The following is a 17728-nucleotide window of genomic DNA, read 5'->3' as shown; positions in this document are numbered from 1 at the left end:
ATTACCCATTGGCATCAGATTTTCATGGTATGGATTGAGTTTAATTATTAAAAAGACATATCATGAAAAAATTGATTTTAGCAACAGTATTATCATTCGTAGGATTTATGGCAACTGCTCAAGAGGCTGCAACAGATGTTCAAAATGAGGAAACAATCGTTGTAGCGGATGTACAAGATTTTGAGGAAATCAGTGTATCCGACCTTCCCGAAGCAGTAGCGGCTGCAGTAGCAAAAGACTATCCTACAGCTAGCATTGATAAAGCCTATAAAAATGCGTCTAACCAATTTAAGTTGGAGCTTTCTTTAACGGATGGTTCTTCCGGGACTGTTTATGCGGATGCAGAAGGCAATTGGATAGAAATGTAATGAAAACAACACTAGTTTTTGATTAATCGTGTTAGGTTAGTTTGGTTAGGAAGAGGTTTGCTTTGGCAAGCCTCTTCTTTTTGTGACAATTTTACCAAGAATTTATCATCCTTTCCTGTGGGTACGTCGTATATTGATTACGAGATATGCCCAAAATCTTAATCATTGAAGATGATACTGCTTTTAGTCAAATGCTGTCCCGCTTTTTGACCAGGCATCAATTTGCAGTCACGGTATCGATTTCGCTCAGAGAAGCAATTTCCCAAATAAAAACTTCTTTTTTTGATGTTATCCTATCCGATGTCCGCCTTCCGGAAGGTGATGGGGTGAGCTTACTTTCAACAATCAAAAAAGAATCCCCGCGGACGCAAATTATCATGATGACTGGATATGCGGAAGTAAAAACGGCTGTGAAGGCCATGAAAAAAGGCGCATTCGACTATATTTCAAAACCTTTTACACCTGACAGCATTTTGGAAATTATCAATGATGCATTAAAAAATGGGGGAATTGAAGAAAAGGAAAGAATAGATGGCGAAGTTGTAAAAGCTTCTCCTTCAACATCTGATTTTATATTAGGAAACAGCGAAAGCTCCATTACACTTCAAAATCATGTCCAACTGGTGGCACCTACGAATATGTCCGTCCTGCTAATTGGTGAAAGTGGTACGGGAAAAGAAGTAACAGCCAGGGCGATTCATAATACAAGTTCAAGGAAAAGCAAGCAGTTTGTTGCTGTGGATTGCGGTGCAGTACCCAAGGAAATTGCAAGCAGTGAATTTTTTGGGCATGTTAAAGGAAGTTTTACGGGTGCAGTGGAAGACAAGATTGGGCATTTTGAGGCTGCGAATGGAGGAACTCTGTTTCTGGATGAAATAGGGAATCTTTCCTATGAAAATCAAATTCAACTTTTGCGCGCTTTACAGGAAAGACGCATCAAGCGCGTGGGAAGTACCCAAGAGATCCATGTTGATTTACGGATCATATCGGCTACCAATGAAGATTTGAGAAAAGCGGTCGCTGAGGGTAGGTTTCGAGAAGACTTGTATCATCGCTTGAACGAGTTTTCAATTGCAATACCCGCCTTACGCGAAAGAGGCAATGACTTATTGCAATTTGCGGAAGCTTTTTTAAAGAAGGCCAATTCAGAAATTGGTCGTGAGGTAGTAAAGATTTCAGAGGAGGCAAAAACGGTTTTATTGAACTACGCTTGGCCGGGAAACTTGAGGGAGTTGAAAAATAGCATTAAAAGGGCTGTTTTGTTCTCCGAAGGAGCCAGTCTTGAGATTGAAGTATTACCTGAGCATATAAAAACCAAAACAAAACAGAACACCGAAGCAAAGGATTTTTCAAAATCCTCGTATGAGAAAGAGCGAATCTTAAAAGCTTTGAAACAAACTAATTTTAATAAAAGCAAAGCAGCAGAATTGCTTCAGATGACACGGAAAACACTCTACAACAAAATCAATCTGTATCAATTGGATGTATAAAGAACACTCCTTGTATCTCTTTTTCAAGAGCCAAGAAAATACCTTTTAATGTTTGGTATTCCTTTTTTGCATTGGTGCATTCGTTTTTTTTTGTGATAACTTCCAATCGTTCAAGAATGGGAATGGCATCTTTCACTTGAAGTTGTCTAAACATGGGCAGCGTCTGATGGGCAATGTACCTTACCTTTTTGATATCCCTCAGCGAAAGAGCGTCTCCCAATAGTTTTAGGTTCTGAGCGTTGTTTTCAAGAAAAGTGGCAAGCACACTTTCAAGGGCTTCTTGATTTTCCAAAAAAGAGGAAATAGGTTCAAGATTAAAGAGTGAATGCGAATAAGTGGATTGTTTTTCAGGGATTTCATACGCTTCGATTGTACTTTCAGAAATAACCACTTGTAACGTTTCAAGCAAGGTTTCTGCAGAAAAAGGCTTGGGCAAAACTTCCGAAAACCCAGCTTCAATGTATTTTACTTGGTCAATATTGCGCTGTCCAGTCATGGCAATTATGGGTTGATTGTTGTAATGCGAATAGGTTTTGGACTTCAATTTCTTTAATACTCCAAAACCATCCACATCCGGAAGATTAATATCGGTCAGAACAAGGGAATAGGAAAAATCACTAGGAATCTCCATATCCTGAAAAGTGCGGAATCCTATAGCTTTGATGCTATGTGATTTACAAATCTCCAATAACAACTCTAGTAAGGCTTTGTCATCCTCAAAAATCAATATGGATAGAGGGTCATTATTGGAAATTGAAGATTGATGTTCAATTGGAAATTCTTCCTGAGTTCCGTATTCCAAAGGAATATAGACTATAAATGTACTTCCTTTCTGTTCCATACTTTCCAAATCCAAATACCCGCCCAAAAGTGAACTCATTTTCTTCGCAATGGTAAGTCCTAAACCATATCCTCCATATTTTCCATAAATTGACTCATCAGCCTGCGTGAATTCTTTAAAAATCAGGGCTTGCTTTTCTTTTTTAATCCCAATGCCACTGTCCATCACCTTTATTTTCAAATAAGGCCCTTTCTTGGTTTCATATACGGAAGCATCTACCTTAACAAAGCCTTCATTGGTATACTTGAATGCATTGCCAATCAAGTTGTTCAGAATCTGACTTAGGCGTACAGGATCACTTTGTATGGGAGTGTGGAGCTGAGGGCTAACCGTCCAAGAAAAAGCAACGTTCTTTTTGTCTGGTATATCCTCGTATTGGGTAGTAATGGCATTCAGGAGTTCCGGTAGGAGAAAGGACTTTTTTTCAATGGGTAACTGACCTCCCTCCAATCTGGAAAAATCCAAAAGATCACTTAGAAGGGTATCTACATAGGTTAAAGCCGATTTCATATGGTTCGTATACTTCAAAGGTTTCTTCTTTGTGTTTTTTTGCTCCAATAAATCGGTATATCCACGAATGGTCGCCAAAGGAGATTTTAGGTCATGACTTACTGTGGAAATTAACTGCTCCCTGCTCTTCAAGAGTGATTCAGAATAGGTTTTTTCCTTTTCAAGTTGATCTTTATATCGTTGTACCTTAAGAAAATCGTTGGAAACCAATACGGTAAAAAGTATAACCACAAATAGACCTAAAAAAGCCGCAATTCCCCCTAACCGAATACTACGTTCAATCACTTTTTGTTTCTGAAAACTGTCAAATTCGGCGTTCCTATAAATTTCTTGCTGAAGTGAAGAAATGATGCTGCGTAATTTTCGGGAAAGCTCCAAATCCGTTCGGTAAATGTTTACCTCCTTTTGCGCTAAGGATTGTTTCAATCGGGTATTCTCAATTTTGGATTGGGCCAAAATGGATTTTGAGACTTGCAGCAAAGAATCAATGTTTACTTCTTTGGTTGATGCATTGCTACTTTGGGGAATATTTTCATTCAATAAGTTCACATATTCCGTAATGGATTTTTGGGTGGATGGAGGAAGCTCTTCATAATTCGCAACGAGATTTTCAGGAGTGATTCTGCCCATATCAATCTCCATTTTCTTGAAGGCCCTCAACAAAGAATCCATGGGAGCATACTCTTTGGCCTCCAATCTAATTTTTCGTAATTCAGCAGTGTTAAAAGCCTTTTGAATAAGCAGGTCTTGAACGCTGTCCAATCTCTTCTGCTGAGAGCTTTCCAGGGTAAGCACTTTCAAAGAGTCGATAAGAACCGTGATGGAATCAACCTTTTTGGAATAGGTCTTGAGCGTATTCGACTTTCTGGTCTGTAAGGCCAACTTGGACAGGTTTTCTGCCTCGTGGAGTTCCGTTAGTAGAAGATTGGTCTGAAGTAGTTTTTGATTATCCGTTGATTGGCTCTGGACCGCATCATAGGTTTGAAACTCGGAATAAATCAAGTATCCGGCAAGCACACCTAGACTGACCAGCACAAAATAGCTAGTTATAATTTTTAAGGTGAACCTTTTCTTTTGTTTGGGGCGCATGGGTAGGAGATATACGTAGAGTTTGAAGGCCTGGAATATCTGGACTTTGTTAATTAACTTATTTTTTTGTTATGAAAAATGACAACCGGGTAGTACATTTGCACCCATCTCAAAGGGGTGCTTTTTTATAAAAGGCTGAGATTATACCCAATGAACCTGGGCGGGTAATGCCGCCAAGGGACGGCCGAGCAACAAAGGTCTTGTAGACCTTTGGGGTGAGGAGCGAGACGGTGCGCTGGCCCAACTATCAAACGTTTCGCTTACATAAATTAAGTTTAACCAGAATAATAGCCCCTTTTATTCGTAACATTTTTACGAATGAAACTACTATGTTCTACCTATTACCAAAAAGCCACCAAACATCGAAGTGGCTCAATGCGACAATTAAAAAGAGTCAAAAAACATCGCATTAAAACTATTTTCACAATTACCGCCCTTTTTGGGCTCGCGCTGAGCTTAAGTGCACAAGAATCGCCAACAGATTCCCTGGAAGGAAAACAAGTAAATCTAAATGAAGTGGTTGTTTCTGCTTCTCGTGTTACCCAGGAATCTCCGGTTACCTTTTCCAATCTTCAAAAAACAGAAATTGCCAAAGTAAATCTAGGTCAGGATATTCCGGTCCTGCTCAATTATTTACCTTCGGTAGTTTCGACAACTTTTGATGGAACAGGTGTGGGATACACCGATTTTCGAATCCGGGGAGCTGACAACTCTCGAATTAATGTCACCATTAACGGTATTCCATACAATGATGCGGATAGTCAGACCACATTTTTTGTCAATCTTCAGGATTTTGTCTCTTCTGTAGAGAATATTCAAATCCAAAGGGGGGTAGGGACCTCTACGAATGGAGCTGGGGCCTTTGGGGCCAGCATCAATATTTTGACCGATAATGTGGCTGAAGAAGGTTATGGTCAAATTTCGAATAGCTTTGGAAGCTTCAACACCCGAAAACATACGGTAAAATTTGGTACAGGATTGCTGAATGATCACTTTGCTTTTTCAGGAAGACTTTCCAGAATCAAATCGGATGGTTACGTCGACAGAGCTTTTTCAGATTTGAGCTCCTATTTTTTGGATGGTGTTTATAAAGATGATAATACCCAGATTAAACTACTTGTTTTTGGAGGTGAGGAAATTACAGGACTTTCCTTTGCCGGTTTGGATGCGGCAGGTCTCGAGACCAATAGGCGTTTTAATTTTGATGGTCTTTATGTCGATAGGGATGGCGTTCAGCGATTTTATGATCGTCAGACCGACAATTATAAACAAGACCATTATCAATTGCACTTGACCCAACAATTTGACGACAATTGGAGTGGAAATATCTCTTTCCACTACACCTATGGAAGAGGGTTTTTTGAGCAGTATGTGGATGACGCTTCCCTTAGCTTTTTTAGATTGGACGAGTTTGATTCTGACGGGGAAACTGTTACGAACTCGGATTTGATTACCCGTCAACATTTGAACAGTGATTTTTATGGTACGGTTTTTAGCTTGATTTATAATTCGCCTAAAGTGGACGCTGTTTTTGGCGGGGGATGGAATCGCTACGATGGCGAACAGTTTGGTGAAGTTATTGGTTCCGAGTTTGCCATAGTCCCTAATATCCCGAATCGTTTCTTTGAAAATGAAAGTGATAAAAAGGACTTTAATGTTTACGCCAAGGGAACATTTAAGTTGAATGACCAACTTTCGCTCTTTGGTGATTTGCAGGTGCGTAATATCAATTATGAAGCTGGTGGTTCATTGTTTGAACCAGGAGCAGCCTTGAGTGTTGATGAAACGTACACGTTTTTTAATCCTAAGGCTGGGGTTACCTATAATCTTAATCAAAATAACAAGCTCTATCTATCTTATGCAAGGGCAAACCGAGAACCAGCTCGAGTAGATTTTGAAAATGGGAATCCCGAAGCAGAAAGTTTAAATGATTTTGAATTGGGGTGGAGGCATATTACCTCAGATTTTCAATTGAACACTAATGTGTATTATCTGGATTTTAGAAATCAATTGGTACTTACCGGAGCTTTGGATGAGGTAGGTTTTCCAATACGTACGAACAGCGGTAGCAGCTTCCGTTTGGGTCTGGAGATAGATGCCAATTGGAATATTTCGGATAAGTTCAGTGTGCGTCCCAACCTAGCATTGAGTACAAATAAAAACCGTGATTTTTTCTTTCAAAGGGATGGGGAACTTCAGAATTTGGGCAATACCAATATCTCATTTTCTCCTGAAGTCATAGCAGGAAATGTGTTTACTTTTAGTCCAAATGAAGGTTGGAGTTTTAGCCTCTTTTCAAAATATGTGGGAGAGCAGTTTATGGGGAACATTGATTCACCCGTTTCCCGATTGGAGGCCTATTTTGTTAATGATTTGAACATTCAATATCAGATTACCACGATTCCTATTGTCAAGTCTATCGTGTTTTCGGGTCAAATCAATAACCTGTTCGATTTGGAATATGAGAACAACGGTTTCTTTTTCACTTTTGACGACGATTTTACCACTCCAGGGACGGTTACCACAATTGAAGGAAACGGATTTTATCCACAAGCAGGGATAAACTTTTTATTGGGAGCAACCATAAATCTTTAGAGATGAAAACATTGAAACTAGCATTGGATTGGACCCCAAATACCAACCACATTGGGTTTTTCGTTTCCAAAGAATTAGGATATTATAAGGAGGAGGGACTTCAGGTTGAACTATTGAACGCAGAAGATGACAACTATACTGTAACACCTGCCAAAAAAGTAGAGCTGGGCAAAGCGGATATGGCCCTTTGTCCTTTTGAAAGCATCATCAGTTATCGGACTAAAAGACAAGCGTTCGATGCCATTGGAATCGCGACCATTTTTCAAGAGGATTTAAGCGCCATTGTGGTGTTGGAAGATTCTTCTATTGAACGACCTAGCGATTTGGATGGAAAAACCTACGCTTCGTATAAAGCACGGTATGAAGATGAGATTGTTCGCCAGATGATAATCAATGATGGGGGTAAAGGCGAAATGGATTTGGTATACCCTGATAAACTGGGTATTTGGGAAACGCTCCTTTCCAAAAAATACGATTCCACATGGATTTTTATGAATTGGGAGGGAGTTCAAGCCCATAACCAAGGTGTTCGACTGCGTGCTTTTCGTATGTCGGATTATGGTATACCCTATGGGTATTCACCTGTTTTAATGGTCTCAAAATCTAAAGTGGATAACTCAACAGAAGCGTATAGTTCATTTCTAAAGGCTACAAAAAAAGGGTTTATGTATGCAAAGGAAAACCCAGAGCAAGCGGCAAACATTTTGAGGCCGTTTGTATCTGAAACTGATTCGGATATTGATTTGGTCAAGAGTCAAAAAGAGAGCCTTGTTGCCTATGGAGACACAAATGAATGGGGAAAGATGGAAAAGAACAGGGTAAACGAATTTTTGCAGTGGCTCAAGGAAACCAATTTGGAAACATCGTCTTTGGTATATGAAGATTTAGTCTATCAAGGGTTGGATTATTGATTTTTGTGGGTGGAAACGATGGAGAACTATATCTCAAAATAGGATTCCTCAAAAAAGGGCACTTTCTTTGTTTTAAGAACCTACGTTTACATGGGAAGTAAGAAGATTCGCTGGGGAGTAATTGGATGCGGAAGTGTAGCTGAGAAAAAAAGTGTTCCTGCCTATCAACAAACGGAAGGCTTTGAAGTATCCATGGTAATGTGCAGGAATGGGGAAAAGGCCGCTGATTATGCAAGTCGACATGGAATCCCTAAATGGACTACTGATGCCAAAGAAGTCATTGAAAACCCTAATATCGATGCCATTTATATTGCCACTCCACCAGATTCTCATAAATACTATGGTCTTTGGGTGGCCAAAGCGGGTAAAATTTGTTGTATTGAAAAGCCTATAGCGCCAAACTACAAAGATAGTTTGGCCATTTTTCATGCATTCCAAGAAAAGGGCATTCCATTGTTCATAGCCTATTATAGGAGGTCTTTGCCTAGATTTTTAAAGGTAAAGGAGTGGTTGGATACAAAACAAATAGGAGATATTAGGCATGTCCGATGGTTGAAAACAAAGGCACCCAATGCAATGGATTTGAGTGACGAATATAATTGGCGAACCGATGCAAAAGTGGCCCCAGGAGGATATTTTGATGACCTGGCAAGTCACGGATTGGACCTTTTTACCTTTTTGTTGGGTGAAATAGAAGAAGCCAGTGGTTTTGCTCGAAATCAAGGAGGATTGTACACTTCTTATGATGCGATTACGGGCTCCTGGGTTCATAAAAATGGAGTAACCGGAGAGGGTTGCTGGAATTTTTTAACCCATCACCGCGAAGATGTTGTTGAGATTTTTGGTTCTGAAGGAAAAATCACTTTCGCCGTATTGGACGAGGCACCTTTAATTTTGGAAAATACCTGTGGGAAAGAGGTTCTGGAAGTTCCAAACCCGGAACATATTCAGAAGTTTCATGCTGAGAATATAAAGAACCATTTATGGAGTAAAAGTACCCACCCATCAACAGGTCAATCTGGATTACATACGAGTTGGGTAATGGATAAAATCCTAGGAACCGACAAAACCAACTAATCTGAGACCAATCAATTTGAAATGGTCACTATACTCCCGCTCTGAGTGGTCCTATAAAAAAGAAGGTCAAAATACCGATTGCCATCATCAGGGCGGTTGAGCAGTTGGCCCGTGAACAAACTATAAGTTAAGCCATCGCAGGGACAAACCACGTTTTGCCCCTCTATTTCCATCGTTGAACATTCATTTGGTGTCTGATTGGGACAACTTGCTTCAAAAGCTAGGAAGGTATCAATACCATTTCTAATTACAAAAGCCCCTCTTATTCCTACGCCGGCGTTTCCAACATATACAGGGTTACCGATGGTGTTTAAATTGTTATATAAGGGAAGATTTAGGTCCAGTTCAAATCTAAATCTTGCTTCTTGCAAAAATGGATTTCTGTTCTCTGGGTCGCTATCACAACCAAACAAAATAAGTAAAAGGGCAAGGGTCCAGAAGTGTTTCATGAGTTCAATTTCAAAGCATTATAACGACAAAATTGGGTAAAAAATGCCTATATTTGCGTTAAATCCTCGCAAAAAACTGTGCATTGCACAGGGTTCGTTGAGGATTTTTGTATTTGTGAAGATAAAGTGCATTGGGAAAATAGATTTTATTTTCTCCAGTGTTCTTTTGCATTAAAACTGATGAAGATGAGTAAAATATCATATTATACCGCCGAAGGATTAAAGAAATTGAGGGAGGAGCTAAACCATTTGAAGGATATAGAACGTCCAAAGGCCTCCCAGGCAATAGCAGAGGCCCGTGACAAAGGAGACCTTTCCGAAAATGCAGAATATGACGCGGCTAAAGAAGCGCAAGGATTGCTTGAGATGAAGATTTCCAAAATGGAAGAGACTTTGGCAAATGCCCGATTGATTGATGAATCTCAATTGGACACTTCCAAAGTATTGGTGTTATCCACTGTGAAGTTGAAGAATCAAACCAACGGAATGGAAATGAAATATACCTTGGTAGCTGAGAGCGAAGCGGACCTAAAGGCAGGTAAAATATCGGTCACTTCACCTATTGGAAAAGGACTTTTAGGAAAGTCCGTGGGGGATGTTGCGGAGATTACGGTCCCCAATGGAACTCTAAAGTTCGATATTCTCGAAATTACAAGGCAATAGGAACCTGAATTGATTATATTTAATCCTGCCAATTGGCGGGATTTTTTATTCAAAAAGCTTTTTAAATGCCAAGTATTTTTACAAAAATCATAAAGGGAGAAATCCCATGTCACAAGGTTGCCGAGGATGATGACCATATTGCTTTTTTGGATATCAACCCCAATGCAAAAGGTCATACACTCTGTGTTCCAAAAAAAGAGGTGGACAAGATTTGGGATATGGAAAAGGAAGAGTATTTGAAGTTAATGGATTTTTCCTATAAAGTTGCCCAAGCCATTGAATCCTCAGTATCATGTGAACGGGTGGGAATGACGGTAATTGGATTAGAGGTTCCCCATGTACATGTTCATTTAATCCCTTTGAACAGCATGCAAAATGCAACTTTTCAACATAAGGTTTCTCTACAAACTGAAGAGTTTGAAGAGATTGCCCAAAGAATAGGGGAACACCTCAGATAATACCCTCCAAATGCAGATATATAGCGGTTCCGATTAACCCTAAAACCAAAATCAGGATTATAAAAAACAAGGTGGTAAATCGTACAGAAGGTTTGTCTGGCTCTACCAACTTGTTGTAATAATCAAAAACACGCTCAATATCTGTGGTCCGGTTTACGGGATAGATGATCGAATGGCATTTTTGACACTTCATTTCGTGGGTAACTTCGTCTGTAGTTCTGTGAAAAAAAGCATTGTACGTGTGCTTTTGATAAAAGGTGAGTTTTAGTTCTTGGTTATAGCATACTGGGCAGTGATTGGTAATATCTGCTTCTTTTATTACAATTTTTTTTGTTTTGGACATAGGCTGTAGGGATTAGGGGCTTGCTTTGAGGGAAATTTGCATGATTGTTCCCTCTTTACTTGACGAAAGTACTTTAATTTTTCCTTTATGGTATTCTTCCACAATTCTTTTCACCAGAGAAAGTCCTAAGCCCCACCCTCTTTTTTTTGAAGTGACTCCTGGATTGAATATGTTCTGAAAGTCGCTTTTTGGGATGCCATGTCCCGTATCCGTTACCAGGACATTCACATTTTGTCCCTTCTGCTCAATTTCAATACTAATGTTTCCCCTGCCTTTCATAGCATCAATACCATTTTTTACCAAATTTTCAATGCTCCAATTATATAGAGGTGGATTCAATAACACGGGTAATTCAGAAATGTTCGAATTAAAAGAAAATTGAATGAGCTTTGAGCTTCTCCGTTTTAGATATTCATAGGCCTTTTCAGTCTCGGAGACAATATCATGTACCTCAAGTTTTGGCGTAGAACCAATCTTGGAAAACCGCTCGGTAATCGTGTGGAGACGCGAAATATCCTTTCCTATTTCTTTGGTGATATCTTCATTGATGTTTTCTGATTTTAGCAACTCGTTCCAACCCAACAAGGATGTCAATGGGGTCCCTATTTGGTGGGCAGTCTCTTTAGCCATGCCGGCCCACAGTTTGTTTTGCTCGGAAGCTTTATTGGTCTTGAAAAAGAAGAAAATAACGGTCCCGAACAAAAAAATGATGAGTAAAAGAGCAAGTGGATAATATTTCAATTTGTTCAAAACCTCTGAATTACCATAGTATAGGGTTTCCAATAGTTCTCCGTCTTGTACTATTTGAATGGGTTGGTTCTCATTTCTATATTGTGCAATTTTTTTTTGGAGGTAAATGGAATCCTGGGCTTTTTCTTCAGGAATATTGTGTGTCTTAATAGTCCCGGCCTCATTTACCAAAATCATTGGGGTAGAAGTATTATTGCCCATGACTTTTAGGGTAAGATTTCCAAGTTCTTGGTCTACCGAAGATTGTATCAACTCTAATTGGGCCGTAGCCCAAATTTCCATTTTTAACCGCTCTTCCTCCTTAAACTTTTTAAAAAAACTATTGGTGTTCCAAAGAATCAGACTCACAATGACAAATGCCGAAATCAGCAGTGTAATGTTGGAAGCTTTTCTTTTGGGGTTGAAGTTCACTTTTTTGGTGTAATTGTCTTTAAAGATAGCGGAAAATGAAAAATACTGTTGATAGTTCGTTGATACATTCTCATTTTTATGGACTTGGTTTTTGTATTTTTGAGGCATTTTGAAAAGCAGAAAACATGGAAGTTCAGGGAAGAATAAAAATGATAGATGAGACCAAAACCTATGGGAACAATGGTTTCAGAAAACGCGAAGTTGTAATTACCACAGAAGAACAATACCCTCAGCATATTCTTGTTGAGTTTGTTCAGGATAAATGTGATTTATTGAATAGTTATCAGGTAGGACAACAAGTAAAGATAAGTATCAATCTCAGGGGTAGGGAATGGACCAATCCCCAAGGTGAGGTAAAGTATTTTAACTCCATTCAAGGTTGGCGTATTGAGAATTTGGAAGGTGCTCCGGCCTCGGAAGATATGCCTCCTGTTCCTCCTATGGAAGCTTTTGAGCCTGCTGATGATTTGAATGAAGAAGATCACGACGACCTTCCTTTTTAATTCATCTTGGGTTTCACCAAGCTCATAGAACATCTTTTTAGGCGGTTCTTGCCGTCTCCTTTTACCATTGCCGTTCTACTTACCATTGTCACTATGGTACTGGCATTGTTGTTTTCTGAAGACACTTCCCAAGGGTCTAGAATTACCACAATTCTGTCCTACTGGGAAAATGGCATTTGGAACAGTGGACTTTTGGTGTTTGCCTATCAAATGATGTTGATTTTGGTGCTTGGTCATGTATTGGTATTGAGCAAACCCATGGAACGCTTGATGCTTGGAATAACCAAATGGGCAACGAATACGTCTACTGCCGCGGTTTTGGTAGTGGTTTCTACGATGTTGGTCTCCTTTTTCAATTGGGGTTTGGGTCTCATTTTTGGCGCTATTTTGGCCCGAAAAGTGGGTGAGCATGCACAAGCCAATCAGATACCCTTAAATTACCCCTTGATTGGCGCTTCGGGTTATGTGGGTTTAATGATATGGCATGGAGGCATTAGTGGTTCTGCACCACTAAAAGTAGCCGAAGAAGGCCATATACCTGATTTGTTGTCTGGTATTTCGGATAATAGTGTACTGGAGCAGCTGCCTTCCTCCATTTCTACATCCTTGACCATATTAAGTGGTTGGAATCTATTATTGTTCTTTGTGGTTCTTTTGGTGATAGGGCTGTTAGCATTTTTCATTGGGAAGAAAGCATCCCCAACTTCATTTTATTTGAAGTCATATACCTTCAGTTCAACGGAGAAAAAGGATTTAGTTGGAGCAGAGCAACTAGATCATTCCAAAGGAATGGCTTTGTTCTTTGGGGGTTTACTTTTTGCCGCGTTTTTGGTTCAATATCTAATACCACTTCAGCAACTGAACATAACTCCTAACATGCTCAATTTTTTTATGTTGGGATTGGCGATAGTTCTGCACGGTAGCTTCAAGAGTTTTTTGGAAGCGGTGCAAGAGGCCATCACGGATACATCTGGGATTTTGATTCAGTTCCCTCTATATTTTGGAATAATGGGAATTATGGCCGGTAGCGGCATGATAAATTCTATTTCTGATTTTTTTGTCTCCATCAGCAATACAACCACCTTACCGATTTTTACATTCTTCAGTGCTGGGTTGGTCAATATTTTTGTACCCAGTGGCGGTGGTCAATGGGCTATTCAAGGTCCTTTGGTGTTAGAGTCAGCGCTGCAATTGGATGTTCCTTTGCCGAAAGCTATAATGGCCTTGGCCTATGGCGATCAGATAACGAATATGCTACAGCCATTTTGGGCTCTTCCCCTTTTGGGAATTACCAAACTCAAGGCCAAAGAAATACTACCCTATACTCTGGTTTTCATGTTGTTTGGAACATTTATATATATCATTGGCCTGTTACTTTTGTAAGGCTTTTTTGTAATTTTATAAAAAATTGCAAGGTGGAAAAAGACAAGAAAAATCTTCCGCTTTTCTTTTTGGGGGATAGGTTGGAGTTTCCTCCTGTAAGTGCTGCCAACGAAGATGGGCTATTGGCTGTGGGAGGTGATTTGTCTCCAGAAAGATTGGTTTTGGCCTATCGTAACGGAATTTTCCCTTGGTTTAATGATGATGCCTTGATTCTTTGGTGGAGCCCAGACCCAAGAATGGTCTTGTTTCCTGAAAAGCTCAAAATCTCCAAAAGTATGCGTAAAGTGTTGCGCAGCAAGCAGTTTTCTCTTACTACCAATACTTCTTTTGATAGCGTTCTTGAGCATTGTGCGAAAGTAAACCGCAAAGGCCAGGAGGGAACTTGGATAACCACCAATATAAGAAAAGCGTACAGAGAGTTGTTTGATAAAGGTTTTGCAAAATCCTATGAAGTTTGGCAAGATGGGGCTTTGGTTGGCGGACTCTATGGAATAGATTTGGGACACGTTTTTTGTGGTGAAAGCATGTTTAGTTTGGTTCCCAATGCTTCCAAGTTTGCTTTTATAAAAATGGTTAAAGAACTACAACAGCTTAATTATAATATAGTTGACTGCCAGGTTCATACCGCTCATTTGGAAAGTTTAGGAGCAGAACTTATATCAAGAAGTCGTTTTCTTGAAATACTAAAGGGATAATTGAACCGTGGTCAATAGAAAAATAACATGCTGGATTTGAGGAGCTGTGTATTCTTCAAAACGATATTCCATCCCTATTTGGAGCTTGAATTCTTTGTCCAATTGCCAACCTATCTGTCCGTTGAGACGAAAATCATATTGGGACGATTCGCCTTTGGCAACGCTTAGTAATTGTTCAGCACTACCAACAAGATAAGGTTCCCCCAAATTCAACTTCTGACCTTTTAGGGGAAAATCAATAGCAAATCGATATCTAAACCGATGGGTTGTTAGATTAGTTGTGATACGTTGCTCACTGCGAAATCTATGTCCATATCGGATAGTGAAGGGCCGGTATTTGAAATTGTATTGTTGTGTGAGCCGCAGTTCATTGGAAGCGTTCTCAAAAATATCCCTAAATCGGTATTGAATTCCAAGGGCAACACTTTGGTTTTCCTTAAGGACTAATTTCGAAAAATGGACCAAATCCAACTGTCGACTCGTTAAGCCGAAATTTTCATCTTCCAAGAAAAAAGAGCGATAGGCTACGGAAAAATTATGTCCGTATGTTGGGGAAACATCATAATCTATAGCTGCTTGGGGTTGCCAAAAACCCGTTACATTTTCTTGTGCATTCAAAGTAATGGAAAGTACAAGGCAAGTTCCTATGCCAAGGACTCTAATAAAGGACATGGTTATACTTTGAACTGATGGATTTGCGCATACTCAGAAATTGACCATCGGAATTGAATAGAATTTCGAATTGCTCATACCCCTTTTGCTTCTTAGCCGAAACAATGAATTCATAATTAATGTAGGGCAATATGAGATTTTGGAAAGCTTCGGTAAGGGTTTTACTAGGCGCTTTGTTCTCTACCGGATATTGCTGTTGTATCTTCTTGACCGTAAACTTTAAAAAGTTCTGCTCAAGATATCGAACAATGTTCAACCAACTTTCATTAGGAATATCTGTCTCTCTTATAATGAATTCCACATCCTCCAAAGAACCAGATTCATCGAACTCGACGCTGTACCGTAGTCGTCCTTTTTTGAACTTGGCCTCGTAGCTCTTTTTGTCACCATCAATTTCTTGGTAATACCTAATCCGTTTCGCATCTTCTGTAAACGGAGACAACAGTGTCTCAATGCCCTGAGGAAGCTCTGAAGGGCTGATTTTATATTCAACTTCTCTTTTGGTTTGGCCAAAACAATAACACTGACCAAGCATTAGAACTATAAAAAATAGCTTATACTTCATTATATCGAAAACAACTTACTTCGTGGTCATTTACCATTCCAGTGGCCTGCATATGAGCATAGACCACGGTACTACCTACAAATTTAAACCCCCGTTTTTTTAAATCCTTGCTAAGTGTATCCGATAAGGGTGTGGTCGCTGGGGCATCTTTATAGCTTTTCCAAGAATTCCTAATTGGGGAGCCATCTACAAACCCCCATATGTAATCGCTAAAGCTGCCAAATTCTTCTTGAACTTTCATAAAGGCTTGGGCATTGCTTATGGTCGCATGGATTTTTAACTTGTTTCGAATTATTCCGGAATTGGACAAGAGCTCATCAATTTTTTTTGGATTGTATTTGGCAATCTTTTTATAATCAAAATTGTCAAAGGCCAATCTAAAATTATTACGTTTTCTGAGCACAGTTATCCAACTTAATCCGGCTTGAAAGGTTTCGAGAATCAAAAATTCGAAAAGTATGGCATCATCCTTAACGGGAACACCCCATTCTTCATCATGATAAGCTTCGTAGAGTGCATCTCCCTCGCACCAACCACAGCGATGTTTATCCATTTTTAGGTTTTGGATAAAGATATAAGAAAAAGTACTCTTTGCTTTTAGAGAGATATTAATTCCCTAGCCACTACAGCATTGTCTATATCGGCATAAATCTTTTGTAAGCCTTTATAGAATTCGTTTTTGTCCTTGCGTTCAAGAATTGCTGTGTATGTGTTGTTTTTACGTTTAAGAATGCCGGTTATAGTAACCACCTGATCCACCATATGGTTGCTTGGTAAGTCTGATTTATGCAGATAATTGATTTTCTGTTTTAGGGAATTCCAAAGAAAAAGATAAGCCGCATTTGCTGGATTGCCCACTTTAAAATTTGCACCTAATTTCACTTGGTGCGGCTTTACAGGGATTACGAGAGCTACTTTGTCGTTTCCATGATTGGGAAATAGGGCAGGGCGTTTTCTTTTAATTTTCATGGTATTCTTGATTAGGGTGTAAAACTCTGAATGGTAAAAAGATAGAGCGGCATTCCCAATGTTATGTTGAAAGGGAACGTAATGGCGAGAGCCATGGGAATATAAAGACTTGGATTGGCTTTAGGTGCAGCAATCCGCATTGCGGCAGGGACAGCAATATAAGATGCACTCGCGGCCAAGATGGCAAATAGAAAACGATTGCCCATACTATCGGTGATAAATTGACTGAACCATGCTACTAAACACCCATTGATTATGGGTAGCCCAACCGAAAAGAATAGTGCAAACTTTCCTTTTTTAACAAAGTCGCCAAGTTTTCTACCACTCATAATACCCATATCCAATAAGAATACGGCTAAAAAGCCCTTGAAAATGTCTGTTGTGAACGGCTTTATACCCTCAGCCTGTTGTTCATTGGCCAAAAAGCCAATGGCTAGACTTCCTAGAATGAGAAGAACGCTTCCATTGGTTACCGAATGATGTAGGACCTTACCAAAATTGCCTTTTTCAGTCCTGTTTTTCTGAAATAGGGCCATTAAAAGTACACCAACAATAATTGAAGGAGCTTCCATTAAAGCCATTACTGCCACCATATGCCCCCCAAAATCTATGGTCTCCATTTCCAAAAAAGAGATGGCCGTAACAAAGGTCACTGCGCTTACCGAACCATAGGAAGCGGCTATGGCACCGGAGTTTTCCACATTGAATTTACGTCTCAAAATGAAATAGGCAAAGACTGGTACTGAAACGGCCAAAAATATTCCAAAGAATAGGGACCAAACGATTTCCATACTGAAATCACTATGGGAAAGCTCTAGGCCACCCTTAAAACCAATGGCAAAAAGTAGGTAAAGGGATATGAATTTTGATGAATTTTCGGGTATAGAAAGGTCGCTTTTCAACTGAACGGCGATGATGCCCAAGAAAAAGAAAAGCAAGGCTGGGTTGGTCAAATTATCGACCAAAAGGTGTAAGTCCATTTATTG

Annotated in this window: 19 protein-coding genes; 10 read left to right on the top strand and 9 right to left on the bottom strand. The window is 39.6% G+C overall.

Annotation, left to right across the window (positions count from 1 at the left end; all coding sequences use genetic code 11):
* Positions 1–62: 62 nt before the first annotated feature.
* Positions 63–368: a hypothetical protein gene (locus tag CLV81_RS02860; RefSeq protein WP_106143545.1), complete on the top strand. Its 306-nt coding sequence runs from the start codon at positions 63–65 to the stop codon at positions 366–368.
* 146 nt (positions 369–514) lie between these two features.
* Entirely contained in the window at positions 515–1858 is a 1344-nt protein-coding gene (locus tag CLV81_RS02855) for a sigma-54-dependent transcriptional regulator (protein ID WP_106143544.1), read from the top strand.
* Here CLV81_RS02855 and CLV81_RS02850 read toward each other — a convergent pair.
* Entirely contained in the window at positions 1833–4298 is a 2466-nt protein-coding gene (locus CLV81_RS02850; protein ID WP_106143543.1) for an ATP-binding protein, read from the bottom strand. The genes CLV81_RS02855 and CLV81_RS02850 overlap by 26 nt on opposite strands.
* A 318-nt stretch (positions 4299–4616) precedes the next feature.
* On the opposite strand from CLV81_RS02850, the gene CLV81_RS02845 reads away from it, so the two are divergent.
* The 3 genes from CLV81_RS02845 to CLV81_RS02835 all read left to right on the top strand — a co-directional run bounded on the left by CLV81_RS02845 (position 4617) and on the right by CLV81_RS02835 (position 8881).
* Positions 4617–6893: a TonB-dependent receptor gene (locus CLV81_RS02845; RefSeq protein WP_245911907.1), complete on the top strand. Its 2277-nt coding sequence runs from the start codon at positions 4617–4619 to the stop codon at positions 6891–6893.
* 2 nt (positions 6894–6895) lie between these two features.
* The gene (locus CLV81_RS02840; RefSeq protein WP_106143542.1) at positions 6896–7804 is read left to right on the top strand and encodes an ABC transporter substrate-binding protein; all 909 of its coding nucleotides are present in this window, start codon (positions 6896–6898) and stop codon (positions 7802–7804) included.
* A gap of 90 nt (positions 7805–7894) precedes the next feature.
* Positions 7895–8881, top strand: a complete 987-nt coding sequence (locus CLV81_RS02835; RefSeq protein WP_106143541.1) for a Gfo/Idh/MocA family protein — start codon at positions 7895–7897, stop codon at positions 8879–8881.
* An 11-nt stretch (positions 8882–8892) separates the two neighbouring features.
* Here CLV81_RS02835 and CLV81_RS02830 read toward each other — a convergent pair whose 3' ends face one another.
* Complete coding sequence (locus CLV81_RS02830) at positions 8893–9330, bottom strand: Rieske (2Fe-2S) protein (protein WP_106143540.1); 438 nt, start codon at positions 9328–9330, stop codon at positions 8893–8895.
* Positions 9331–9516: 186 nt separating this feature from the next.
* On the opposite strand from CLV81_RS02830, the gene greA reads away from it, so the two are divergent.
* Together greA and CLV81_RS02820 are read left to right on the top strand one after the other, a co-directional pair.
* Complete coding sequence (greA, locus tag CLV81_RS02825) at positions 9517–9993, top strand: transcription elongation factor GreA (protein ID WP_106143539.1); 477 nt, start codon at positions 9517–9519, stop codon at positions 9991–9993.
* 65 nt (positions 9994–10058) lie between these two features.
* On the top strand, positions 10059–10451 hold the full coding sequence (locus tag CLV81_RS02820; RefSeq protein ID WP_106143538.1) for an HIT family protein: 393 nt from the start codon (positions 10059–10061) through the stop codon (positions 10449–10451).
* Here CLV81_RS02820 and CLV81_RS02815 read toward each other — a convergent pair.
* Together CLV81_RS02815 and CLV81_RS02810 are read right to left on the bottom strand one after the other, a co-directional pair.
* On the bottom strand, positions 10444–10794 hold the full coding sequence (locus tag CLV81_RS02815) for a hypothetical protein (RefSeq protein WP_106143537.1): 351 nt from the start codon (positions 10792–10794) through the stop codon (positions 10444–10446). The genes CLV81_RS02820 and CLV81_RS02815 overlap by 8 nt on opposite strands.
* A gap of 12 nt (positions 10795–10806) precedes the next feature.
* A complete protein-coding gene (locus CLV81_RS02810; RefSeq protein WP_106144884.1) occupies positions 10807–11955 on the bottom strand; it encodes a sensor histidine kinase in 1149 nt (382 codons plus the stop codon).
* A gap of 125 nt (positions 11956–12080) precedes the next feature.
* On the opposite strand from CLV81_RS02810, the gene CLV81_RS02805 reads away from it, so the two are divergent.
* Genes CLV81_RS02805 through aat form a run of 3 tightly spaced genes read left to right on the top strand, consistent with a single transcriptional unit; the run spans position 12081 to position 14536 of the window.
* Positions 12081–12458 carry a DUF3127 domain-containing protein gene (locus tag CLV81_RS02805; protein WP_106143536.1) on the top strand — a complete coding sequence of 126 codons (378 nt, stop codon included), beginning with the start codon at positions 12081–12083 and terminating at the stop codon, positions 12456–12458.
* Between the two features lie 6 nt (positions 12459–12464).
* Positions 12465–13841 (top strand): short-chain fatty acid transporter, encoded by a 1377-nt coding sequence (locus CLV81_RS02800; protein WP_106143535.1) that lies wholly within the window; start codon positions 12465–12467, stop codon positions 13839–13841.
* Between the two features lie 32 nt (positions 13842–13873).
* The gene (gene aat, locus CLV81_RS02795; RefSeq protein WP_106143534.1) at positions 13874–14536 is read left to right on the top strand and encodes a leucyl/phenylalanyl-tRNA--protein transferase; all 663 of its coding nucleotides are present in this window, start codon (positions 13874–13876) and stop codon (positions 14534–14536) included.
* Here the strand turns inward: aat and CLV81_RS02790 are convergent.
* Genes CLV81_RS02790 through CLV81_RS02770 form a run of 5 tightly spaced genes read right to left on the bottom strand, consistent with a single transcriptional unit; the run spans position 14525 to position 17722 of the window.
* Positions 14525–15208: a DUF2490 domain-containing protein gene (locus CLV81_RS02790; protein ID WP_106143533.1), complete on the bottom strand. Its 684-nt coding sequence runs from the start codon at positions 15206–15208 to the stop codon at positions 14525–14527. The genes aat and CLV81_RS02790 overlap by 12 nt on opposite strands.
* Entirely contained in the window at positions 15195–15773 is a 579-nt protein-coding gene (locus CLV81_RS02785) for a hypothetical protein (protein ID WP_106143532.1), read from the bottom strand. Before CLV81_RS02785 ends, CLV81_RS02790 begins: the two co-directional genes overlap by 14 nt.
* Entirely contained in the window at positions 15763–16326 is a 564-nt protein-coding gene (locus CLV81_RS02780; RefSeq protein ID WP_106143531.1) for a DNA-3-methyladenine glycosylase I, read from the bottom strand. The genes CLV81_RS02785 and CLV81_RS02780 overlap by 11 nt, the downstream gene beginning before the upstream one ends.
* A gap of 44 nt (positions 16327–16370) precedes the next feature.
* Positions 16371–16742, bottom strand: a complete 372-nt coding sequence (locus CLV81_RS02775) for a hypothetical protein (RefSeq protein WP_106143530.1) — start codon at positions 16740–16742, stop codon at positions 16371–16373.
* 11 nt (positions 16743–16753) lie between these two features.
* Positions 16754–17722 carry a sodium-dependent bicarbonate transport family permease gene (locus tag CLV81_RS02770; RefSeq protein ID WP_106143529.1) on the bottom strand — a complete coding sequence of 323 codons (969 nt, stop codon included), beginning with the start codon at positions 17720–17722 and terminating at the stop codon, positions 16754–16756.
* Positions 17723–17728 lie beyond the last annotated feature (6 nt).

The sequence above is a fragment of the Flagellimonas meridianipacifica genome, from assembly GCF_003001695.1.
In the GTDB taxonomy this organism is placed as follows: domain Bacteria; phylum Bacteroidota; class Bacteroidia; order Flavobacteriales; family Flavobacteriaceae; genus Flagellimonas; species Flagellimonas meridianipacifica.
Note: the sequence above shows the minus strand (reverse complement) of the source record. Positions and strands in the feature narration are given on the sequence as shown.